Source organism: Kitasatospora sp. NPDC053308 (genome assembly GCF_055585785.1).
Genome location: NZ_JBVJJY010000014.1, coordinates 1 through 22,891 on the forward strand (window position 1 = coordinate 1; position 22,891 = coordinate 22,891).

Here is a 22,891-nt window from a genome sequence, read left to right on the forward strand (position 1 = left end):
CTCCCTCTCTCGACTTGTGCTACAGGGCCCTACCCCCCCCCCCCCCCCCCCACACCCCCCCCCCCCCCCCCCCCCCCCCGCGCCCGCGGACCGAACCGCGTTCAGCGCCGGACGCCCGCCCCGGCCTGCCGCTGCGGCGGGACGCGGGGCGGCCGGGGCGCCCGCGGCGGCAGTGGCGCGGCCGGGCCGGCCAGCAGCGGCTGGGAGCTGGGGCGGCTCGGCGAGACGGCGAAGGCCAGCGAGCCGAAGAACACGTAGCAGCCGAGCCCGACCCCGAGCGGGAAGATGAACTGCAGGGCCATCACGCCGTCCTGGGTGGACCGCGAGAAGTCCACCTGCACCGACAGCGCCGCCATGCCGGTGTAGTGCATCGCGCAGACCGCCACGCCCATCACCGGCGCCGCCGCCAGGACGGCGAGCGTGCCCCGGATGTTCAGCGCGGCCCACAGCGCGGCCGTCGCCGCGAACACCGCGATGCCGATCGACAGTCCCACCGTCACGTGGTTGTAGCCGAGCCGGCCCGGCAGGACCATCGCGGCCATGCCCAGGTAGTGCATCGCGGCGACCCCGAGGCCGGTGGTCAGCCCGCCGACCAGCAGCGCCAGGACGGGACGCCGGCGCCAGTAGCCGACGGTGAACAGGCCGATGCCGACCACGGCCACGGCGACCAGCAGGCTGAGCACGGTCAGCCCGGGCTGGTAGCTGATCTGGACGCCGCTCACCGAGAAGCCGAGCATCGCGATGAAGTGCATGGACCAGATGCCGGCGCCGAGCGAGGTGGACGCGAAGAGCAGCCAGACCGCGCGGCTCTTGCCCGTGGAGACCAGCGCCCAGCGGGCGCTGCGCAAGGCCACGAAGGCGCCGAGGCAGGCGACGAAGTACGAGACCGCCGGTGTCACCCAGCCGTGGTCGGCATGGTGGATCGCACCCAATTGAGCTCCCTGGAGGCGAGGTTGCGGGCACCAGGGCCGGAGGCGGACGCGGTTCGGCCGGGGCTGCCGGGACGAGAGGGAGCGCGGAAGCGGCCACGACAACGCGAAAAGGGGTCCGCCGAGGGGGGCCTGGCGTGTGGTGCCCCTGACAACCGGGGACAGTAGCCACTGCCCGGCGGTCGCACAACGTTCGCGTTTTTCGTGAAGTCCCAGGTCAGGGCAGGCTTTTACGGCATCTACATGATCTTGGCACCAAGCCCTGACATCCCCTCCCCAGGCTCCTCGGCCCCCTTTGTGGCTTACTCCAGCGGGGCTAGCCCGAACGGGTGGCCGGCCGGGTCGATCAGCACCTTGAGCGTGCGTCCGTGCTGGTAGGCGGGCTGGGTCGCGCCGAGGGCGAGGGCCTTCGCGGTGGACTCCTCCAGGTCGTCCACGTAGAAGTCCAGGTGGAAGTGCTTGCTCCCGTCCGGCTCCGTCCACGGCTCCGGCCGGTACCCGTTGACCCGGCCGAAGCCGAGCGGGCTGCCGCCCTCCGGGTTGTCCAGGATCGCGAAGTTCTCGTCCACGTGCCGGGTCTCCCAGCCCAGCAGCTCGCCGTAGAACGACGCCAGGGCGACCGGGTCGGCGCAGTCGATGGTGACCATGGCGAGCCGGGCGAAGCCGGTGTCGTCCTGCCCGGGTTGCGTGGCCTGCCCGGGTTGCGTGGACTGCGCGGGCGGGGCGGGCGGCTGGGACTGCTCGGCGGCGAGGTCGGACATGTCTGGTCGGCCCTTCCGGGAGACGGGAACGATCACCCACTGACCAATATGGCACCGGGCCGGTGCTCCGGCTCGGTGGGAGGCGATTTTCTTTAGGGAGAGTAATGACGTAGTCTAAAGAGATGCCCGAGATGTCCGAGCAGGACCTCGCAGCGATCAGTCAGCTGCGGTCGTCCACGATGCGCCTCTCCCGACGACTCAAACACCAGCGGGTGGAGGAGTCGCTGAGTCCCACCGAGATGGGAGTGCTGGGCACCCTCGCCCGGTGCGGGAAGGCGACGCCGGGTGAGCTCGCCCGGAAGGAGCATGTGCAGCCTCCTTCGATGACCAGGATCGTCGCGATGCTGGAGGAGAAGGGGCTGGTGCGGCGGGAGCCGCACCCCGAGGACCGCCGGCAGGTGGTCGTCAGCAGCACCGAGCAGGCCGAGACGATCCTGGCGGAGAGTCGTCGGCGCCGGAACGTCTGGCTCGCCGAGCTCGCCCAAGGGCTCGACGAGGAGGAATGGGCCGTCCTCCGGGAGGCCGCGCCCGTGCTCTACAAGCTCGCACACCTCTAGGCACACCGAACCCGGCCGGCCGCCGGGAGACGAAGGAGCAAGCATCACCGCAGGACCGACCACGAACACCAGGAGCGCGACGGCCACCGCCATGGCCGTCGCGCCGCGAGGGGAGACCACCGTGACACCGCCGGCCGCAGCCAGCGCCGCCGCCATCCGTACCCGTACCGACGAACCGACCACCGACCCCGCCGCGGCGAGCGCCGCGGCCGCCGACGCCCAGGCACCCGCCCCCACGGGGCTGCCCGGCAGCGGCGACGACGACCCCGACGAACGCACCGCGGCGGACTCCGCCGCTCAGGGCCGCAGCCACGCGTCCCGCCCGTCGCCCGCCGCCACCCGTCCGGCGACGAGCACCGCTCGGCCCCTCTCCTCCCCGACCGGCGCCCGGTTCACCCGGCCCGGGGGAATGTTCTCCTCCTTGCGCGTTCGCAACTACCGCTATTACTTCGCCGGCCAGGTGGTGTCCAACACCGGGACCTGGATGCAGCGGATCGCCCAGGACTGGCTGGTGCTGAGCCTCACCGGCAGCCCGCTCGCGGTCGGCATCACCACCGCCATGCAGTTCCTGCCGATGCTGCTGCTCGGCCTCTTCGGCGGCGTGCTCGCCGACCGGATGCCCAAGCGCCGGCTGCTGATCTACACCCAGGGCGCGATGGGCCTGCTCGCCGCGGGCCTCGCGGTGCTGACGGTCGGCGGCGTGGTGACGCCCTACTACGTGTACGCCTTCGCGCTGCTGCTCGGCCTGGTCACCGTGGTGGACAACCCGACCCGGCAGGCCTTCGTCTCCGAGATGGTCGGGCCCAAGGACCTCGCCAACGCCGTCAGCCTGAACGCCGCCAACTTCCAGACCGCCCGCCTGGTCGGCCCCGCCGTCGCGGGCCTGCTGATCGCCGCGGTCGGCAGCGGCTGGGCCTTCGCCGTCAACGCGCTGTCCTTCGCCGCCGTGATCGGCGGACTGCTGGCGATGCGGGAGGACGAACTGCGCCCGACCGAGCCGATCGCCCGTGAGAAGGGACAGCTGCGGGAGGGCCTGCGGTACGTGAAGGAGCGGCCCGAGCTGCTCTGGCCGATGGTGCTGGCCGGGTTCATCGGCACCTTCGGCTTCAACTTCCCGACGCTGCTGTCCGGTTTCGCGTACGACACCTTCAAGGTGGGAGCCGGCCAGTACGGCCTGCTGAACACCGCGATGGCGGTCGGCTCGCTGGCCGGCGCCCTGCTCGCCGCCCGCCGGGGCGCCCCCCGGCTGCGCCGACTGGTCGGCGCGGCGCTGGCCTTCGGCACGCTGGAGGTGGTCGCGGCCTTCGCGCCCGACTACTGGACCTTCGCGCTGCTGCTGATGCTGATCGGCGTGTTCGGGCTGAGCTTCAACACCTCGGTCAACTCCACGCTGCAGCTGGCCACCGACCCCGAGATGCGCGGCCGGGTGATGGGCCTGCTGGTGCTGGTCTTCACCGGTGGCACCCCGATCGGCGCCCCGATCGTCGGCTGGGTGACCGCCTCGTACGGGCCCCGGCTCGGCCTGCTGGCCTGCGGGCTGGTGTCCGCGCTGGCGGCCGGTGCGGTCGGCCTGGTGCTGGCCCGCAGCGCGGACCTGCGGGTGCGCTTCGACCTGCACCCGGGCCGCGGCGGCCGGGTGGTGGCCGTCGTGCCGCGGGCCGGCGCGCCGCGCAAGGCGGAGCTGGCCGCCGCCTGCTGACGGTGGCTTCCCGACGACGGCGAGGCGGGTGCTGACGGCGAGGCGGGTGCCCCGGAGGTCGTGGCGGCCTCCGGGGCACCCGCCGGGTCGTCGGGCGGGGTGGACCCTCCCGCGGGTGGACCCTCCCGCGGGTGGACCGCCGGGCGGGGCCGGGCGGAGATCAGAGCCGCATGGCGAGGACCTGGCCCGGCCAGACGCCGTTCGGCTGCTCGACCTCGAAGGCCTCGGTCTCGGTGAAGCCGAGCGCCCGGTACTGGGCGACCAGCCGCCGGTCGGCGCCGCCGTAGCAGTCCACCCGCAGCAGGCCGATGCCGCGCCGACGGGCCTCCGCCACCGCGTCGGCGATCAGCGCCGCGCCGATGCCCGAGCCCTTGCGGCTGCGGTCGGTGACCAGGTTGCGGACGTACAGCTCGCGCTCGTCCACGGCGGGGATGTACGCGCCGCGCTCCTCGGACAGCACGCAGGAGCCGACCGTACGGCCCTCGTCGTCCACGGCGAGCCGGATCAGGAACGGCTCGCGGCCGTACTGCTCGATGTGCTCGACCCGGGCGGGCGAGGTGCTGAACGGTCGGTCGCCCCACTGGCCGGTGCGGCCCCGGCCGGCCAGCCAGGCCACGGCGCCGTCGAGCAGGGCGAGGATGTCGGGGATGTCCTCGGGGCCTCCGGTGCGGATCTTCACGCCGCTGGAATCGATCATGGACCCGTTCTAGCCCAGAAACGGGCGCGAGGACACCCCCGCGGCCGGGTGGCGCCCGGCGGGGAGGCCGGGGGAGCGCCCGCCCGGGCCTGTATGCCCGGGCCTGTGTGCCCGGGTCCGTGTTCCCGGGCCCGCGTGCCCGGGTCCGTGTGCCCGGGCCCGCGTGCCCGGAGCCGCCCGGCTGGAGCCGCCCGTCCCGCGCCGGCCCCGCGGCAGGCGCGGGAAGATGGGCGCATGAGGCTTTTCGTGGCGGTGATCCCGCCGGTCGCGGCGCTGCAGGGGCTCTTCGACGCGGTCGAGCCGGTGCGCGGCCTGCCCGGGGCGGACCGGCTGCGCTGGACCACCGTCGAGGGCTGGCACCTCACCCTGGCCTTCCTCGGCGAGGTGGCGCCCGAGCGGCTGCCGGAGCTGGAGGCGGGCCTGGCCGGCGTCGCCGAGCTCCACGCGGTGCACCGGCTGCGGATCGCGGGCGCCGGGCGGTTCGGCGACCGGGTGCTCTGGGCCGGCGTGGAGGGCCAGACCTGGGCGCTGCGCCGGCTGGCCGAGGCGGTCACCGAGGCCGTCGCCGAGGTGGTCGGGGAGTCCACCGACACCTTCGCCTTCCACCCGCACCTCACCCTCGCCCGGGCCGGCTCCTCGCGCGGCCACCGGCGGGCCGTCCAGCGGGTCGCGGCGGCCGAGCTGGACGGGCTGACGGCGGCGCTCACGGACTACCGGGGGCCGGAGTGGGAGGCCGCCGAGCTGCACCTGATGAAGAGCGACCTGGACGGCGGCTTCGCGCACTACGAGTCGCTGGGCTCCTGGGCGCTGGCCGACTGGTGCTGAGCCCCGGGGCGCTTTCGCCGTACGGGCCTCCCGGGCCGCCCCCGCCAGCCAGGCTCCCGGGCTTCCCCGGCGTCCCCGGCTTCCCGGGCCGCCCTCGCCGTCCGCTCCGGCGTGCGGCGGAGGTACGCTCGTTGACCGTGGATCCCAAGACTCGTATGCGCATCGTCTCCGGCACCCTGGTGCTGCTGCTGGTCGTCGTGCTGATCAGCTCACTGGTCGGCCGGTAGGCCCGGAACGGCCGTGAGGGCCACCACCCCCGGGGTGGTGGCCCTCACGCACGCCTCGCCGGGTGCTCCGGCGGCTGCGTCGAGCTGTGTCAGAGCTGCTCGACCACGTAGTCGATGCACTGGGTGAGCGCCTCGACGTCCGCCGGGTCGATCGCCGGGAACATCGCGATGCGCAGCTGGTTGCGGCCCAGCTTGCGGTACGGCTCGGTGTCCACGATGCCGTTGGCACGCAGTGCCTTGGCGACCGCGGCGGCGTCCACCGACGCGTCGAAGTCGATGGTGCCGACCACCTGGGAGCGCTCGGCCGGGTTCGCCACGAACGGGGTGGCGAAGGCGGACTTCTCGGCCCAGGCGTACAGCCGGGACGAGGAGTCGGCGGTGCGGGCGACGGCCCAGTCCAGCCCGCCGTTGCCGTTCAGCCACTCCAGCTGGTCGGCCAGCAGGAACAGCGTGGCGATCGACGGGGTGTTGTACGTCTGGTCCTTCGACGAGTTGTCGATGGCCGTCGGCAGCGAGAAGAACGGCGGGATGTAGCGGTCGGAGGCGGCGATCTCGGCGGCGCGCTCCAGGGCGGCCGGGGAGAAGGTGGCCAGCCACAGGCCGCCCTCCGAGGCGAAGGACTTCTGCGGGGCGAAGTAGTAGACGTCGGTCTCGGTGATGTCCACCGGCAGGCCGCCGGCGCCGGAGGTGGCGTCCACCAGGACCAGCGAGCCCTCGTCCGCGCCGGCCGGGCGCTTGATCGGCATCGCGACGCCCGTCGAGGTCTCGTTGTGGGTGAGCCCGTAGACGTCCACGCCGGCCTCGGCGACCGGCAGCGGGTGGGTGCCCGGGGCGGTCTTGATCACGGTCGGCTCGGCCAGCCACGGGGCGGCCTTGACCGAGGAGGCGAACTTCGAGGAGAACTCGCCGAAGTCCAGGTGCTGGGACTTCTCCCGCACCAGGCCGAAGGCGGCGATGTCCCAGAAGGCGGTGGAGCCGCCGTTGCCGAGGACGACCTGGTAGTCGTCCGGCAGCGAGAAGAGGCTGCTCACGCCCTCGCGTACGCGCTTGACCAGGTTCTTGACCGGGGCCTGGCGGTGCGAGGTGCCGAGCAGGGAGGTCTGGGTGGCGGCGAGGGCACTGAGGGCCTCGGGGCGCACCTTGGACGGTCCGCAGCCGAAACGGCCGTCTGCGGGCTTGATGTCAGCGGGGATCTGGATCTGAGCCACGCGCGCAGCCTACCGGCCGGGAGCACGCCCCAGGTACGGTCGTCCGCCCGCTGAGACTGTGATCTCGGCTGCTCAGAGGCGCCGACAGCGGGCCCGGCCGGGGCCGGACCCGCTGCTCAGGGGCACTGTTCGGACGTGCGTCCGGGGCGGTCAGTGGGCGATGGCGTCCCAGCCCTCGATCTCCTCGGGACGGCGCGGGCCGGGGCCGACGTAGCGCGCGGAGGGGCGCACGAGCCGGCCCGTGCGCTTCTGCTCCAGGATGTGCGCCGACCAGCCGGCGGTGCGGGCGCAGGTGAACATCGACGTGAACATGTGCGCCGGGACCTCCGCGAAGTCCAGCATGATGGCGGCCCAGAACTCGACGTTGGTGGCCAGCACGCGGTCGGGGCGGCGGTTGTGCAGCTCCTCCAGCGCGGCCTTCTCCAGCGCCTCGGCGACCTCGAAGCGCGGCGCGCCGAGCTCCTTGGCGGTGCGGCGCAGCACGCGGGCGCGCGGGTCCTCGGCGCGGTAGACGCGGTGGCCGAAGCCCATCAGGCGCTCGCCCTTGTCCAGGGCGTTCTTGACCCAGGCGGTGGCGTCGCCGGTGCGCTCGATCTCCTCGATCATGCCGAGCACGCGGGAGGGGGCGCCGCCGTGCAGCGGGCCGGACATCGCGCCGACCGCGCCGGAGAGCGCGGCCGCGACGTCCGCCCCGGTGGAGGCGATGACCCGGGCGGTGAAGGTGGAGGCGTTCATGCCGTGCTCGGCGGCCGAGGTCCAGTACGCGTCGACGGCCTTGACGTGCTTCGGGTCCGGCTCGCCGCGCCAGCGGATCATGAACCGCTCGACGACCGTCTCGGCCTTGTCGATCTCGCTCTGCGGGACCATCGGCAGGCCCTGGCCGCGGGCCGACTGGGCGACGTAGGACAGCGCCATCACGGCGGCCCTGGCGAGGTCGTCGCGGGCCTCCTCGGCGGAGATGTCCAGCAGCGGCTTGAGGCCCCAGACCGGGGCGAGCATGGCGAGCGCGGACTGCACGTCGACCCGGATGTCGCCGGAGTGCACCGGGATCGGGAACGGCTCGGCGGCCGGCAGGCCGGGGTTGAACTTGCCGTCCACGAGGAGGCCCCACACGTGGCCGAAGGAGACGTTGCCGACCAGGTCGTCGATGTCGACACCGCGGTACCGCAGGGCGCCGCCTTCACGGTCGGGCTCGGCGATCTCGCTCTCGAACGCGACGACTCCCTCAAGCCCGGGTACGAAATCGGACATGCGACGGCTCCTTCAGTTCTGCGATCGGTGCTCCGCCGTGGTGGGGCGGCGCGCCAGTGACCGAATCGTGGTTGGCACTCGGTGCCAGGGTGACAGGCACGGGGTGCATTACGCCAGACACCACCGTGGTGATCTTTGCCGTGGGCCCGCTTGACTTTCCGACGAGGGTCGGTCGTGCCCGGGAGCGACCCGGAACCAAACGCCTGGTTCCGGGCAATTCCCCGTACGACGGACGGCCACGCGGTGGCGAGTCACCTTATCTCCGACCGGGGTTTGTCCGGAGGTAGCGGTGCCGGTTGCTTGTCGTACGGGATGATGTTGGCGTGCAGACCCCGGAACGCGCCCAGTCGACGCCCCCGAGCCCCGTCACCCGGTCCCTGGCCGACGAGGCCCGCCCCGGCCCGGACCTCACCGTGATGCGCAAGCACTACACCCACGAGGGCCTGGTCGAGGAGGAGCTCGCGCCCGAGCCGATCGGCCAGTTCACCCGCTGGTTCCACGAGGCGGACGACGCCGGGGTGACGGAACCCAACGCGATGGTGCTCTCCACCGCCGACGCCGAGGGGCGGCCCAGCTCGCGCACCGTCCTGCTCAAGGGCTACGACCGGCGCGGCTTCGTGTTCTTCACCAACTACGGCTCCCGCAAGGGCTCCGAGCTCGCCGTCAACCCGCACGCCGCGCTGCTGTTCCCGTGGGTCGCGCTGGCCCGCCAGGTGATCGTCCAGGGCCGGGTCGAGAAGGTCGGGCGGGACGAGACCGCCGCCTACTTCCGTACCCGCCCGCACGGCTCCCAGCTCGGCGCCTGGGCCAGCGAGCAGTCCAGCCCGGTGAGCGGGCGCGAGGTCCTCGAACAGCGCTACGCCGAGCTGGAACGCCGCTACCCGGAGGGCGAGGGCGTCCCCGTCCCGCCGTTCTGGGGCGGCTACCGGGTGCTCCCGGAGACCGTCGAGTTCTGGCAGGGCCGGGAGAACCGCCTCCACGACCGCCTGCGCTACCTCGCCGACCCGGCCTCCCCCACCGGGTGGCGGGTGGAGCGCCTCTGCCCGTGAGCCGGCCGGGACGGCGGGGCCGGTGGGCGGGCCAGGGCCGACGCGGGCGCGGCGTCCGCGCGCAACTGACGGCCCGTCACGCCCCGGGTGTAGGATGCCCGTCGCGGACCTGGGTCGATGCACATCCGGCCAGCAACGCGCTGTGCCGGCACGATCGAGTGAGGGACTGATGGGCGTCACCGGTGCGGGAACCGCCAATGGACTCGGCTCTGACCTGGTCGACGTCACCGCCCTGCCGCTCGAAGACCTCGACGCCCTGCCCGACACCGTCCTCGGAGACCTGCTGCGCCGGGTGGTCGCGGACGCCCTGACACCCGGCGCGGAGCCGCTCGCCGCGTTCCAGTCCTCGCTCGACCGGTAGCGCGGCCCGCCGCCCACCACCCCTCGGTGCGCCCGTGCCCCCGCCGGTGCGCCTCCGGGCGCCGGAGCGCTCCCGGTCGAGGGTGTGCGCCTGACCACCGGCTAAACCCCCGAGGCGGCCCGAATCCGCCAACTCCCCTTCGTGACTGGTGGAGTTCACGACATGCTGGGGTATGAAACCAGCGCCGTCGCGGCACCGTCGGGCACGGGGGGAACAGGTGATGGAGCAGGACCAGCAACGCCCGTACTTCTTCTTCAGCTACGCGCGTCGAGACTTCGAGGCCGAGGACGCCTTCGTCAACCAGTTCTTCAACGACCTGCGCGACGAACTCGGCCGGCTCGTCGGGGCGGGCGTCCGCGTCGAGGAGCTCGCCTACCGCGACACCGAGCAGCTGCGGCTCGGCGACGACTGGGCCGAGAAACTGGCGGCCGTGCTGGGCCGCAGCCGGACCATGATCGCGCTCTACTCGCCCGCCTACTTCACCAGCCTGTACTGCGGCAAGGAGTGGACGGCGTTCCGCGGGAGGGTCCGGCGCCACCACGAGGACTCCGGCGAACTCATCTCGGCGCTGATCCCGGTGCTCTGGGAGCCCGTCGTGCCCGGCGAACTGGCCGAGGAGGTCACCAAGATCCAGTGGGCCCAGCCGGACATGGGCGAGGCCTACGCCCGGCACGGCCTGCGGGCCCTGCTGCGCACCGCGCAGAGCGAGGCGTACGAGCAGGTCGTCCGGGTGGTCGCCGAGCGGATCCGGGACGCGGCCGCGCGACGCCTCGGCGAGCTGCCCGAGTTCGACCTCGGCGCCGTGCGCGGCTACTTCCCGCCACCGGCGGCACCGGAGGCGGTCTCCGCCCCCGGCATGGTGCGGCTCTTCATCGCGGCCGGCCGGGCCTCGGAGGCCGCGGTGGAGGGCGGCTCCTACGCGGGCGGCTGGTACGGCGCCAAGCCTTGGCACTGGGCGCCCTACCACCCGCCCACCCATCCGTCGCTGGCGGCGCGCGCCCAGCAGGTGATCACCGCCGCCGGTCACACCACCACGCTGGAGGAGGTCGGCGACGGCCTCGGCGGGAAGCTCGACCAGGCCCGCGAGGACAGCCAGGTCAGCATCCTGCTGGTGGACCCCTGGGTGGCCGGCGGCACGCGCTACCGCTCCGCGCTGCGCGAGTACGACGACCAGAACCACCCCGTCACCGGTGTGATGGTGCCCACCGGCAGCGCCGACCCGGCGGACGGGCCGGAGCGCGACGTGCTGTGGGCAGGCGTGCGTGACGTGTTCCGGCGCAACTGGCTGCGCCGGAGCGACCTGGAGCACTTGTTCCGGGTCAAAGTGAGCCGGGAGAGCTTCGACAGCGATCTCGCCATCATGGTGACGGTAGCTCAGAACAAGCTGATGGACGACAACTTGGATTGGGGGGACGATGGCGACGACCCCTTCGGCTTCGGCGCCGGCGGCGGCCCGGCGATGCCCGGGCTCGCCATTCCGGCCGCCCCGCCGGCCCCCCGCCGGGAGCCGTCCGCGTCGCCCGGCCGCGGCCCGGGGCCGCAGGACGTCCCGCACCAGAGTCGTGGCAAGGACAACGCCGTCCCGCTGAGGGGAGACCAGGACCATGAGCACTGAGCCCGGTACGGGGCCGGAGCGCGGCGGACCGGGCTCGGTCGTCACGTTCTACTCCTTCAAGGGCGGCACCGGCCGGACCATGGCGCTCGCCAACGTCGGCTGGATCCTCGCCAGCCGGGGCCTGCGCGTCCTGGTCGTCGACTGGGACCTGGAGGCGCCCGGTCTCCACCGCTACTACCACCCCCTCCTGGTCGATCCCGAGCTCCACTCCACCGACGGCCTGATCGACCTGCTGCGCTCCTACGTCAAGCAGGCACTGCCCTCCGCCTCCGGGCCGGTCGGGCTCCCGCCGGCCGCCTGGCTGGACGAGCCGGGGCGCCTCGACGGCTACCTCTGCGGCCTCGCCCTCGACCTGCCGCCCGGCGGCCGGCTCGACTTCCTGCCGGCCGGCCGCCAGAACGCCGCCTACGCCGCGGCCGTCACCAGCTTCAACTGGCGCAGCTTCTACCACGGCCGGGACATCCGGGGCGGGGAGTTCCTGCGCGAACTGCGCGAACGCTGGGCCCGCTCGTACGACTACGTGCTCATCGACAGCCGTACCGGTGTCAGCGACACCTCCGGCATCTGCACCGTCCTGATGCCCGACACCGTCGTGGACTGCTTCACCTTCAGCGCCCAGAACATCCGCGGCGGTGTCGACGCCGCGCGCGCCATCGCCGAGGCCGAGGAGCGGGCGATCCGGGTGCTGCCGGTGCCGATGCGGGTCGAGGACGCCGAGCAGGAGCGCCTGGAGGCCGGCCGTGACTACGCCCGCGAGGCCTTCGCCCCCTACCTCGGCCGCTGGCTGCCCGGGGACCGCCGGGCCGGCTACTGGGCCGACGTCGAAGTGCCGTACAAGCCCTTCTACGCCTACGAGGAGGTGCCGGCCACCGTCGCCGACCGGCCGCAGGAGGCCCGCAGCCTGCTCAACGCCTTCGAGCGGCTGGCCGGCTGGATCACCGACGGGCGCGTCCGCACCCTGCGTCCGCTCACCTCCGAGACCCGCCGCCGGCTCTACGGCGCCTACCTGCGATCCGCCCGCGCGGTGCCCCGCCAGGTGTTCGTCAGCTACGCCCCCGAGGACCGGATGTGGGCCGAGTGGGCCGCCGGGACCCTCACCCGTTTCGGCTACCAGGCCTCCCTGCACAGCGCCGCCGAGCCGTACACCGGCCCCCGCCCGCCGGAGGTCGCCGGGCCGATCGAGGGCCAGGGGCGGCTGCTCGCCCTGCTCTCGCCCGAGTACACCGCCCTGCCCCGCGCCGCGGAGGTCTGGCAGCTCCTGCAGGGGCGCGAACTCGCCTCAGGATCACCGGCGTTGGTCGCCCTGCGGCTGCAGGACCCGGACGAGGCGGTGCCCCGCCCGTTCGCCGGGCAGGCCGCCCCCGACCTGGTCCGCTCCTCCGCGGCGGGAGCCGAGTCCCAGCTCTACGGCGAACTCGGCCCGCCGCCCGGCAGCACCCGCCAACTCGACGGCGACAGCGGCGAGATCATCGCACCCGCGCGCTTTCCCGGCACAGCACCGCAGGTCCAGGAGGCGCCCTCGCGCAACGCCGCCTTCATCGGCCGCGGCAAGCTGCTCGAACTGCTCCGCAACCGCTTCACCGGCGGCCCGGCCGCCGTGCTCAGCCAGGTGCTCTACGGCTTCGGCGGCGCCGGCAAGTCCCAGATCGCCGCCGAGTACGCGCACCGCTTCAAGGCCGCCTACGACGTGGTCTGGTGGGTGCCCGCCGAGGAGCCCGCCAACATCCCGCAGAAGCTCGCCGAACTCGCCCCCCGGCTCGGGGTGCCCACCAGCGACGACGTCGCGCACACCGCCGCCGCCGTGCTCGACGCGCTGCGGCGCGGGCAGCCGTACCGCCGCTGGCTGCTCGTCTTCGACAACGCCGGCACCCCGGAGGAACTCGCCCCCTGGCAGCCGGCCGGCTCCTCCGGCGGACACGTGCTGATCACCTCCCGCAACCAGGGCTGGGCCCGGCACGCCGGAATGGTGGAGGTCGACGTCTTCCTCCGCGAGGAGAGCGTCCGGCTGCTGCGCCGGTTCAACAGCGGAGTCTCCCCGGAGGACGCCGACCAGGTCGCGCACCGCCTCGGCGACCTGCCGCTCGCCGTCGGCCAGGCCGCCGTCTGGCTGCAGGAGACCTCGATGCCGATCGCCACCTACCTCGAACTCCTCGACGAGGAGCTCACCGAGATGCTGGAGCGCACCCGGCTGCGCACCGCCGACTACCCGCACTCGGCCGCGGCGACGTGGCGCATCTCCGTCGAGGAACTGCGCCGGATGAACGCCCCGGCCGCCCAGATCCTGGAGATCTGCGCCTTCTTCGGCCCCGACGCCATCCCGATGCGGCTGCTCTACAGCCGTGCCGTCACCCGCGCCCTGCGGCTACCCCCGCGTGCCCCCCGCGACAAGCTGGCGATCGGCGAGTTCCTGCGCGCCATCAACCGGTTCGGGCTCGCCCGCACCGACCAGGGCAGCGAGACCATCACCGTGCACCGGCTGGTCCAGGCGGTGCTCCGGGACCAGGTCGAGGAGGAGCGGCGCGCCGAACTGCGCGGCGTCGTCCACGCCGCCCTCGCCACCGCCAACCCCGGCAACCCGGACGTCCCGGCCGACTGGGCCGAGTACGCCGAACTCCTGCCCCACCTCTGGCCCTCCGGGGCCGTCGACAGCGCGGACGAGGACGTCCGGCAGTGGATCATCGACTCCGTCCGCTACCAGTGGAAGCGCAGCCTGCACGAATCCGGCCGGGAACTGGCCGAGCGGACCCTGGAGCACTGGCGCCGGGACGGCTACGGCGGGCCCGACTTCGACGTCGACAACGACGCCCAGACGCTCATGCTGCGCACCCAGCTGAGCAACATCCGCCGCTCCCAGGGCGCCCTCCAGGAGGCGTACGAGATGGACCGCGACATCCTGGAGCGCTTCACCGCGACCCTCGGCCCCGAGCACTCGCACACCCTCGCCGTCGCCAGCAGCCTCGGCGCCGACCTGCGCTTCCTGGGCCGCTACGACGAGGCCCGGGCGCTCGACCGGCGGACCCTGGACGCGGCCCGCCGCACCCTCGGCCCGGACCACCCGCGCACCCTGATGATCACCAACAACCTGGCCGTCTCCGACTATTTGGCCGGCGACCGCCGGGCCGCCCTGGAACGGCACCGCAGCAACTACCTCCAGCAGCGCGACGCGCTCGGCGCGCACAGCCTCTACGCGCTCTCCTCCGCCTCCAACTACGCCCGCGACCTGCGCGAGACCGGGCGGCTGCGGGAGGCCCTGGACCTGCTGGAGGAGACCGTCCGGATCTACCAGCAGACCATCGGCGACAGCCACACCGACACCCTGCGCGCCCGCAAGAACCTCGCCGTGGCGCTGCGGCGGGCCGGCCGCTACCACGAGGCCCTGGAGATCGACGAGGACATCTACCAGCGCTACCTGGACATCAACGGCCCCGAGCACCCCGACACCCTGGCCGCCGCCACCAACCTGGCCAGCGACCTCAACGCCCTCGGCGACACCACGCGGGCGATCCCGCTGGCGGAACGGGCCCTGGCCCGGTACCGCGACTACCTGGGCGAGGACCACCCCGTCACGCTGGCCGGCGCCAACAACCTGTCGGTCTACCTGCGGCTGGCCGGCCGCACCCAGGAGGCCCTGGAGCTGTCCGGGCGGACGCTGGCCCAGTTCCGGACCGTCCTCGGCGCCCACCACCTCTACATCCCGATCGCGATGATGAACCACGCGAACGACCTGGCGCTGTCCGGGCAGACGCAGGCCGCGCTCGACGTGGAACTCGAAGCCGCGCCGCTGATGACCGAGGCCCTCGGGCCGGACCACTACGACTCCATCGGCATCAACTCCAACCTCTCGCTGTCGCTCGCCGCCGCCGGCCACGCCGAACGGGCCGCGGAGCTGCGGGCGGACTGCATCCGGCGGGCCCGGGTGACCCTGGGGGAGGAGCACCCGACCACGGTGGCGGTGCGGGCGGGGACACGGCTGGACTCGGACGTGGAGCCGCCGCACGTGTGACGGTGGGGTGCCGTGGCCGGTGGGGTGGCATTGGCGGGAGCTGAAGTGGGAGTGGGGGCGGGAGCGAGGGCGGGATGGGTGGGGTGGGGTGGGGTGGGGGGAATGGTGGGACGCCGTCGGGGGCTGAAGAGGCTCGCGCCTGACGGTGGCTCAGGGCGTGCGGGAACGGTGTTAGGTTGCCGGGCATGGTGGCGTTCCGGCAGTTCCTGCTGAAGATCCACAGTCGGTGCAACCTGGCCTGCGACTACTGCTACGTGTACGAGGGGGCCGACCAGAGCTGGCGGAGGCGGCCCAGGCGGATGGAGCTGGTGACGGCCCGCCGCACCGCGCGGCGGATCGGCGAGCACGCGGCCGAGCACGGGCTGGACGAGGTGTCGGTGGTGCTGCACGGCGGCGAGCCGCTACTGGTGGGGGCCGCCCACCTGGACGCGCTGCTCAAGGAGTTGGCGGGTTGCGGGCCCCGGGTGCGGTTCGGCCTGCAGACCAACGGGCTGCGGCTGCTGGAGGAGCCGGCGCTGCTCGACGTGCTGCACCGGTACCGGGTCGCGGTCGGGGTCTCGCTCGACGGCACCCGGGCCGACCACGACCGGCACCGCCGGCTGCCCTCCGGCGCGGGCAGCTGGGCGCGGACCGCCGAGGCCGTACGGCTGCTCGGTCAGGACCGGCACCGGGCACTGTTCGCCGGCCTGCTCTGCGTGGTCGACCTCGCGGCGGACCCGGTGGAGACCTACGAGGCGCTGGTGGACTTCGCGCCGCCCCGGCTCGACCTGTTGCTGCCGCACGGGACCTGGCTCGCTCCGCCGCCAGGGCTGCGGCGGCGTCCGGTGCCCGGTGCGCCGCCCTCCGGGGCGGAGCCGGCTCCGTACGGGGAGTGGCTGATCGCTGCCTTCGACCGCTGGTACGACGCGCCGCGGCGGGAGACCGGGGTACGGCTGTTCGAGGAGCTGGCCGTGCTGCTCCTCGGCGGGCGGGCGGCCAGTGAGGCGGTCGGGCTGACGCCGGTGGACCTGGTGGTGGTCGAGTCGGACGGGAGCATCGAGCAGGCGGACAGCCTCAAGGTGGCCTACGACGGTGCGCCTGGGACGGGCCTGGACGTGTGGCGGCACGGGTTCGCGGACGCCGCCGCCCACCCGGCCTTCCGGGCCCGCCAACGCGGCCTCGCGGGGCTCGGGCCCGTCTGCGCGGGGTGTCCGCTGGCCCGGGTCTGCGGGGGTGGGCTGTACGCGCACCGGTGGGCGGGGGACGGGTTCGGGCATCCGTCGGTGTACTGCGCGGATCTGGGGCGGTTGATCGGGCACGTCGGGGCGCGGTTGCGGGAGGGGGTGGCGGGGTTGGGAGGGGTGCGGGTGCGGGGGCGGGTGTGAGGGTCCGCTGCGCGGGGCTGGGGGGTGGGTGGGTGCTCTCGGGAGGGTGGGGGCGGGGCGGCTCCGGGGGTGGCCGCTCCGAGGGGCTGGATGATTTTCAGACTGCCGGCTCTGTGGGTGGGGGTTGGGCGTCGTTGGCAGTCTGAAAATCACCCGCAACGCCCCTCTCCGGGCCACCCCCTGCGCCGCCCCTTCCGCAGCGCGTCCCTCTCGCGGGGGTGGGTGAGGGGGAGGTGGGTGGGGTGTGCGGGGTGGGGTGGGTGTTGGGGGTGGGCCGGCGAGGGGGTGTTCGGCCGTTTGGGGGAATGGCCGGATTGTCCGGTGTGGTGGGGGGAGACTGCGGGCGGACGGGGTCGGTGCGGTGAGGGAGGAGGAGTGGTGGCGGGTGCGGGTGAGGCGGTGGCGGCTGGGGTGGAGGGGTTGCCGCGGCACGGGGTGGAGCGGGCGGTGTTCCGGGCGATCGCGGGGGCGCGGGGTGGGGCGGAGGCCGTTCGGCTCTTGCGGGCGGGGCAGTTGAGCAAGCGTGCCCTGCTGTTGCTCGCGCTGCGACGGGCGGCGCCGGAGCACGAGGGCTACCGCGAGGCGTACGCCAGGGTCCGGGCGTTGCAGGGGGTGGACCGGGCGCGGTGGGAAGAGGTGCTGCTGCGACCGGAGTTGGACGCCTGGGCGGCTGACTGTCTGCGGGGGATCGCGGCCGGTGAGGAGGTTCCGCTGGATGGGCTGGGCGGGTTCCTCCGGGGCGGGGGCGCAGCGGTGCTGCCGGTGGAGTGCGACGGGCTGAGCTGGGCGCCGGTGATGGATCAGGCCGGACCGTACCGGGTGGACTACGGGCGGCCGCCGGCCGGCCCGCTGTCGGGCTCGGAACTGGGTTTGTGGCACGAGGAGTTGGATCTGGCCTGGGGCGTTCTGGTGCGCCGCCACCGGTGGCACGCGGAGGCGGTCGCGGCGTGTGTCGGCACCATCGTGCCGCTACGGTCCGCGCCCGGTGGGGAGGCGGTCAGTGCGGCGGCTCGGCGGGCGTACGGTGCGGTGGCGGCCTCGTTGCCGGGGAATCCGGTGTTGCTGGCGCTGGCGCTGGTCCATGAGTTCCTGCACGTCCAACTCGGTGCCCTGCTGGACCTGGTGCCGCTGCACCGCCCCAACGGGCCGGCCGTGTACCACGCTCCCTGGCGGCCGGATCTGCGCCCGGCCGGCGCGCTGCTGCAGGGGACGTACGCGCACCTGGGGGTGGCGGACTTCTGGTGCGCCGAGGCGGCCGCGGGTGGAGGGGAGCGGGCGGAGCGGGAGTTCGCGCGGTGGCGGGGGCACACCCTGGAGGCTGCGGAGACCTTGCTGGGCTGCGGGGAATTGACCGCGCAGGGGGAGGAGTTCACCGAGGAGTTGGCCCGGGCCGCGCGTGCGTTGGGCTGAGAGGAATCAGTCGGCCGGGTCGAATGGTTGCTCGGATGTCGGCCCTGCGGTGCGCTTCGGCGCGCGCCAGGGCGAAGTGCGCGACCGCTGAACGGGTGAAAATCGAGGGTTCCGCGCCCCGTCGTGCGACGTCGGCCGCGTGGGGCGCCCAACGTGAGTCGACAACGTGCCGCGTGGAGTCTTCGCGGGCACTACATTGGTCGCAATCAGGTGGCTTACCCACCCTCGGCAGGTCCTAACCGCGCCCTAAGGAAACGAATATGACTCCGGTAACCAGTAGCAGGCCGGCCGGCAACCTCACTGACCTTCAGGAGACGCCGGAACGTCCGTCCCTCGCCGATCTGGCCGCCCTCGGGGCGGAGGAACTCGCCTCCCGCCTCCAGCGCGCGCTCCCCGGCGCGGAATCCGGCCTCGTGCCGGTCGCGGCCTTCAACTCCTCGATCTGACCCGCCGAGCGACACCCGATCCGAACGGATCCCCGAAAAGTTCCATGACGACGTCGATCCCGCTGCCCCTGACGCAGTTCGTGGTGAAGATGCACAGCAGGTGCGATCTTGCGTGCGACCACTGCTACGTCTACGAGCACGCGGACCGCAGCTGGAGCTCCCGCCCGAAGGTCATCGCGGACGGGATCATGGCCAAGGCCGCCGAGCGCATCGGCGAGCACGCGGCCGCCCACCGGCTGCCCGCCGTCCGGGTCGTCCTGCACGGGGGAGAACCCCTGCTCGCCGGCCCGGACCGCTTGCGCCGCGCCGCCGAGGCGCTCCGGGCCGCGCTGCCGCCCGGCTGCGCGCTCGACCTGCGCATCCACACCAACGGCGTGCTGCTGAGCCGCGCCTTCTGCGAGCTGTTCGCGGAGTTGGACCTCAAGGTCGGCGTCTCGCTGGACGGCGACAGGGCCGCCAACGACCGCCACCGGCGCTTCGCCGACGGGCGCAGCAGCCACCCGCAGGTCCTGCGGGCCGTCGGGCTGCTGAACGAGCCCGGGTTCCGGCACCTCTTCGCCGGGCTGCTGTGCACGATGGACGTCGAGAACGACCCGGCGGCGGTGTACCGGGCGCTGGCCGAACTCCGGCCGCCCGCCGTCGACTTCCTGCTTCCGCACGCCACCTGGGACGAGCCGCCCAAGCGCCCCGACGCGCTCGGCGCGACCCCGTACGCGGACTGGCTGCTGACCGTCCACGGGTTGTGGGAGGCGGACGGGCGGCCGTTCGCGGTGCGGATCTTCGAATCGGTGCACCGGACGCTGCGCGGGTTCTCCAGCCTCACCGAGTCGCTCGGACTGGAGCCCTCCGACCTGGCCGTCCTGGAGACGGACGGCACCTTCGAGCAGGCCGACAGCCTGAAGACCGCGTACGACGGCGCGCCCGCCACCGGGATGAACGTTTTCGCGCACAGCCTCGACGACCTCGCCCGCCACCCCGGCATCGCCGCCCGCCAGTCCGGCCTGGCCGGACTGAGCGAGGCCTGCCGCGCCTGTTCCGTGGTCCGCTCCTGTGGAGGCGGGCTGTACGCCCACCGCTATCGGAGCGACGATGGAGGAGGCAGCTTCGACCATCCCTCCGTCTACTGCGGTGATCTCATGACGCTCATCAACGGTCTTGCGGGGAGCGGAGGTTCCGCCGCCGTGCCGGTGCAGGGCGGCGGGCCGGCCGCCGACCGCGCGGTGCTGCCCGGCGCGCTCACCGCCGCGCAACTCGACGAACTCGCCCGGGGCTACGGCAGCGCGGACACCGTCGCCGCGCTCGGCCGTTCCCAACTCGCCCTCACCCGGGCGATGCTGGCCGCCGCCTGGGACGCCTCCGGGCAGGGCCGGCCCGAGGCCTGGGCCCTGCTGTCGGACCTGGACGTCGCGGCCCCCGCCGCGGTGGACGCCGTCCTCGCCCACCCGTACGCCCGTGCCTGGGCGGCTCGGCGGCTCGCCGGGGACCTCCGGTTCGGGCTCGGTCCGCTGGCCGCCCTCGCCGCGGCCGCGGCCGTCCGGGCCGGGCGCGGGGACGCGGTACCGGTGCCGGTGCGCGGCGGGTGGCTGCACCTGCCGACACTCGGGCGGATCGCCGCACCCGACGGGGAGGCGGTGGTCACCGGACGGCCCGACGGCTTCGAGGTGCGGACCGCCGACGGCTCGGTGCGCACGGCCCTGGACGAGCCCCTGCGGCGGGTCCGGCTGGCCGGCGGCTGGACGGTCGCCCTGGAGGACGCCGACCCGCTGCGCGACTGCCACGACCACCCGGTGGCCGACCGCCTGCCGGACGCCGAACTGCTCGACTGGACGGGGGCGTTGCGCGAGGCCTGGGAGCTGCTCGGGCGGGACCTGCCCGGGTACGCGGAGGGCATCCGGACCGGACTGGCGACGGTCACCCCGTTGCGGCCCGGGCCCGCCGGGCGGGACGTCAGCTCGGCGGCCCGCCAGGCGTACGGCGCGGTCGGCATCGCCCGGCCGGCCACCGCGCCGACCCTGGCACTGCTGCTCGCGCACGAGTTCCAGCACGTCAAACTCGGCGCGGTGCTCGACCTGACGGACCTGTACGACCGCGGCGACACCGCGCTCTACTTCGCCCCCTGGCGGCCCGACCCCCGGCCGCTCGAAGGGCTCCTCCAAGGCACGTACGCCCACCTCGCCGTCACCGAGTACTGGGGCACCCGCACCCGGGCGTACGACGGCCTGCCGGGCGAGGCCGCCGACCGGGCGCGCGCGCAGTTCGCGCTCTGGCGGCGGTACACCGCCGAGGCCGTGGAACGGCTGGCCGGGTCCGGCGCCCTGACCGGGGCCGGCTTGCGCTTCGCCGACGGCATGCGTGCCACCGTGGCACCCTGGCTCGCCCTGACGCTGCCCGCCGCCGCCGAGCAGACGGCCGACCGGCTGCGACGGGACCGGGCCGGGGTCTGACCCCACAACCGCCCCGCCCCGGGCCGTCCCTCGCCCGGGGCCCTCAACCCCGGGGAACCGTCATCCTCACCGAACCCCGCGCCGGCAGCCTCGCCGTCGCAGACCCCGCCCGCTCCCACGTCCGCCCGCTGCGCCGCGAGTTCGCCGACCTCGGGGTCCGCCCGGGCATGGTGCTGCACGTCCAGGCGTCCCTGCGCAGGCTCGGCCCGGTGCCGGGCGGGGCCGCCGGCGTGGTCGACGCCCTGCTCGACCTGCTGGGCCCCGAGGGCACGCTGGTCGCCTACACGGCCACCCCCGAGAACTCCGCCACCTCACGCATCCACCAGGCCGCCGTGGCCGGCCGCTCCCCGGCGGAAGTGGCCGACTACCAGGCCCGGATGCCGCGCTTCGACCCGGCCACCACCCCGGCCTCCCCGACAATGGGGGCCCTGTCGGAGGCGATCCGCACCCATCGCGGCGCGCTGCGCAGCCGCCATCCGCAGACCTCCTGGGCGGCGGTGGGCCGTCGCGCGCAGGAGATCACCGCCCGCCACCCCGACACCTGCCACCTGGGTGTCGACTCCCCGTTGGGGCGGCTCTACGACCTGGACGCCCGGGTGCTGATGATCGGCGTCCCGATGGACCGCTTCACCGCTTTCCACCTCGCCGACCTGCGGCTGCCGGACGTGGCCGTGCGCGAGTACCGGTGTGTGGGGGAGGACGGCTGGACGGCGTTCGAGGCGCCCGACCTGGACGACCTCCACTTCGGCGACCTCGGTGCCCGGGTGCTGCGGCTGGCCCGGGGCGTCACCACCGCCCGGATCGGCGGCGCGGACTGCCGCCTCGTCCCGGTCCGGGAGGCCGTGGACCTCGCGGAGCGGATCCGGCGCGCGGGGCGCCCTGGGTAGGGCGCCGCGGGCGCTCGGCGGGCGCGGGCCGCTCAGAGGCTGCGGGCGGTGATGTCGCCGTACGGGGTGGTGGCCCGGATGTCGAGCTCGATCGTGCCGTCGTTGCGCAGGGCGTTGTCGATCCGGCCGTGGGCGGTGGCGGCGTCCAGGGCGGCGGAGGTGCCGGGGGCGGCGCCGACGGTGATGGAGCCGGACTGGGTGCTGAGGGTGACGATCCCGCGCAGGGCCTGGGCGATCCGGATGTCGCCGCGGGCGGTGCTGATCTCGGCGGGCCCGTTCAGCCGGCCGATCTCGACGTCGCCGTCGACGGCGGTGAGGCGGACGCTGTCGGCCTCGTCGATCTTGATCTGCCGGTGGGCGCCGATGAAGGCGAGGTCGCCGACCCGGCCGACCGCACGCAGTTCGGCGGCCTCGGTCCTGGCCTCGACGCGGGAGCCGGCCGGCAGTTGGACGGTGACCTCCACCGAGCCGGGGCCGGTGAGTCCGCTCGTGCCCCCGGTGGTGATCCGCAGCACGCCGTCGGTGTAGGCGGCGGTGGTCTGCTCGGCGGTGCGGACGTCGCGGCCCTTCGAGGCGTCGGCGGGCCGGATCTCGACGGTGGTGTCGGTGCGGTCGGCGGCGATCAGCTGGATGCGTCCGGCCGGGACGTCGAGGACGGCGGTGATCGCGGCGGCGGTGTCGAACTTCTGCATCGTGCTCTCCTTCGTGAGGCGGCGGCCGCTCCGCGCGGTCGCCGTTTCTGACGATGGAAAAGCTACGTTGCGTTCATGAATGTGGCAACGAACATGTGGCGCAGAATTCGCATCCCTGCAGGTAGTTGCCGGGAAATCGTTGCAACTGTCGAGAATCTAATGCAACGTCATGGCTCCTGTTCGTTGCAATGGGATGAGGGTGAACGCTATCCGGCGCGGGGACGGGCGCGCGCTCAGGCGACGAAGTGGTCGAACTCCCCGGCCTTGGCGCCCAGGACCCAGGCGTTGAACTTCGCGCGGGTGGTGGTGACGACGAGGGTGGGGTCGTTGGACTCGCGGATGTGGACCAGATCGCCCTCGGAGGCGATCTCCAGGTAGTCGGCTCCGTCTCCGCTGGTGCTGGACTTCTGCCAGTCGAGGTGGTCCACGAGGTGCCTTCCTGATCGTTCACGGCGGCCCGAACGAG

The 22,891-nt window shown here is 73.8% G+C and carries 19 protein-coding genes; 12 read left to right on the forward strand and 7 right to left on the reverse strand.

Annotation, left to right across the window (positions count from 1 at the left end; all coding sequences use genetic code 11):
* Positions 1-101 precede the first annotated feature (101 nt).
* Complete coding sequence (locus ACZ6Y7_RS26585) at positions 102-932, reverse strand: MHYT domain-containing protein (protein ID WP_465760450.1); 831 nt, start codon at positions 930-932, stop codon at positions 102-104.
* Positions 933-1,231: 299 nt separating this feature from the next.
* Positions 1,232-1,690, reverse strand: coding sequence for a VOC family protein (locus tag ACZ6Y7_RS26590; protein WP_465760451.1), 459 nt, complete (start codon positions 1,688-1,690; stop codon positions 1,232-1,234).
* A gap of 122 nt (positions 1,691-1,812) precedes the next feature.
* Between ACZ6Y7_RS26590 and ACZ6Y7_RS26595 the strand changes: the two genes are divergently transcribed.
* Positions 1,813-2,247, forward strand: a complete 435-nt coding sequence (locus ACZ6Y7_RS26595) for a MarR family winged helix-turn-helix transcriptional regulator (protein WP_030235202.1) — start codon at positions 1,813-1,815, stop codon at positions 2,245-2,247.
* Positions 2,248-2,368: 121 nt separating this feature from the next.
* A complete protein-coding gene (locus ACZ6Y7_RS26600; RefSeq protein WP_465760452.1) occupies positions 2,369-3,946 on the forward strand; it encodes an MFS transporter in 1,578 nt (525 codons plus the stop codon).
* A 160-nt stretch (positions 3,947-4,106) separates the two neighbouring features.
* On the opposite strand, the gene ACZ6Y7_RS26605 is transcribed toward ACZ6Y7_RS26600, so the two are convergent.
* Positions 4,107-4,643 carry a GNAT family N-acetyltransferase gene (locus tag ACZ6Y7_RS26605; protein ID WP_465760453.1) on the reverse strand — a complete coding sequence of 179 codons (537 nt, stop codon included), beginning with the start codon at positions 4,641-4,643 and terminating at the stop codon, positions 4,107-4,109.
* A gap of 234 nt (positions 4,644-4,877) precedes the next feature.
* On the opposite strand from ACZ6Y7_RS26605, the gene thpR reads away from it, so the two are divergent.
* Positions 4,878-5,468, forward strand: coding sequence for an RNA 2',3'-cyclic phosphodiesterase (gene thpR / locus ACZ6Y7_RS26610; protein ID WP_465760454.1), 591 nt, complete (start codon positions 4,878-4,880; stop codon positions 5,466-5,468).
* 316 nt (positions 5,469-5,784) lie between these two features.
* On the opposite strand, the gene serC is transcribed toward thpR, so the two are convergent.
* Together serC and ACZ6Y7_RS26620 are read right to left on the reverse strand one after the other, a co-directional pair.
* On the reverse strand, positions 5,785-6,903 hold the full coding sequence (gene serC, locus ACZ6Y7_RS26615; protein ID WP_465760455.1) for a phosphoserine transaminase: 1,119 nt from the start codon (positions 6,901-6,903) through the stop codon (positions 5,785-5,787).
* A gap of 150 nt (positions 6,904-7,053) precedes the next feature.
* The gene (locus ACZ6Y7_RS26620; protein ID WP_465760456.1) at positions 7,054-8,154 is read right to left on the reverse strand and encodes a citrate synthase 2; all 1,101 of its coding nucleotides are present in this window, start codon (positions 8,152-8,154) and stop codon (positions 7,054-7,056) included.
* A 416-nt stretch (positions 8,155-8,570) separates the two neighbouring features.
* On the opposite strand from ACZ6Y7_RS26620, the gene pdxH reads away from it, so the two are divergent.
* The 9 genes from pdxH to ACZ6Y7_RS26665 all read left to right on the forward strand — a co-directional run bounded on the left by pdxH (position 8,571) and on the right by ACZ6Y7_RS26665 (position 21,733).
* A complete protein-coding gene (pdxH, locus tag ACZ6Y7_RS26625) occupies positions 8,571-9,203 on the forward strand; it encodes a pyridoxamine 5'-phosphate oxidase (protein WP_465760606.1) in 633 nt (210 codons plus the stop codon).
* Between the two features lie 169 nt (positions 9,204-9,372).
* Positions 9,373-9,564, forward strand: coding sequence for an FxSxx-COOH cyclophane-containing RiPP peptide (fxsA, locus tag ACZ6Y7_RS26630; protein WP_465760457.1), 192 nt, complete (start codon positions 9,373-9,375; stop codon positions 9,562-9,564).
* A 220-nt stretch (positions 9,565-9,784) separates the two neighbouring features.
* On the forward strand, positions 9,785-11,179 hold the full coding sequence (locus ACZ6Y7_RS26635; RefSeq protein ID WP_465760458.1) for a TIR-like protein FxsC: 1,395 nt from the start codon (positions 9,785-9,787) through the stop codon (positions 11,177-11,179).
* Positions 11,169-15,182 (forward strand): FxSxx-COOH system tetratricopeptide repeat protein, encoded by a 4,014-nt coding sequence (fxsT, locus tag ACZ6Y7_RS26640; protein WP_465760459.1) that lies wholly within the window; start codon positions 11,169-11,171, stop codon positions 15,180-15,182. Before ACZ6Y7_RS26635 ends, fxsT begins: the two co-directional genes overlap by 11 nt.
* A gap of 185 nt (positions 15,183-15,367) precedes the next feature.
* Entirely contained in the window at positions 15,368-16,546 is a 1,179-nt protein-coding gene (locus ACZ6Y7_RS26645; protein WP_465760460.1) for an FxsB family cyclophane-forming radical SAM/SPASM peptide maturase, read from the forward strand.
* 513 nt (positions 16,547-17,059) lie between these two features.
* A complete protein-coding gene (locus ACZ6Y7_RS26650; protein ID WP_465760461.1) occupies positions 17,060-17,956 on the forward strand; it encodes an aKG-HExxH-type peptide beta-hydroxylase in 897 nt (298 codons plus the stop codon).
* Between the two features lie 260 nt (positions 17,957-18,216).
* The gene (locus tag ACZ6Y7_RS26655) at positions 18,217-18,402 is read left to right on the forward strand and encodes a hypothetical protein (RefSeq protein ID WP_465760462.1); all 186 of its coding nucleotides are present in this window, start codon (positions 18,217-18,219) and stop codon (positions 18,400-18,402) included.
* A gap of 44 nt (positions 18,403-18,446) precedes the next feature.
* A complete protein-coding gene (locus tag ACZ6Y7_RS26660) occupies positions 18,447-20,846 on the forward strand; it encodes an FxsB family cyclophane-forming radical SAM/SPASM peptide maturase (protein WP_465760463.1) in 2,400 nt (799 codons plus the stop codon).
* Positions 20,847-21,013: 167 nt separating this feature from the next.
* Positions 21,014-21,733 carry an AAC(3) family N-acetyltransferase gene (locus tag ACZ6Y7_RS26665; protein ID WP_465760464.1) on the forward strand — a complete coding sequence of 240 codons (720 nt, stop codon included), beginning with the start codon at positions 21,014-21,016 and terminating at the stop codon, positions 21,731-21,733.
* 32 nt (positions 21,734-21,765) lie between these two features.
* Here ACZ6Y7_RS26665 and ACZ6Y7_RS26670 read toward each other — a convergent pair whose 3' ends face one another.
* Both ACZ6Y7_RS26670 and ACZ6Y7_RS26675 read right to left on the reverse strand, forming a co-directional pair.
* The gene (locus tag ACZ6Y7_RS26670) at positions 21,766-22,425 is read right to left on the reverse strand and encodes a DUF4097 family beta strand repeat-containing protein (protein WP_465760465.1); all 660 of its coding nucleotides are present in this window, start codon (positions 22,423-22,425) and stop codon (positions 21,766-21,768) included.
* 233 nt (positions 22,426-22,658) lie between these two features.
* Positions 22,659-22,853, reverse strand: a complete 195-nt coding sequence (locus tag ACZ6Y7_RS26675; protein ID WP_465760466.1) for a DUF397 domain-containing protein — start codon at positions 22,851-22,853, stop codon at positions 22,659-22,661.
* Positions 22,854-22,891 lie beyond the last annotated feature (38 nt).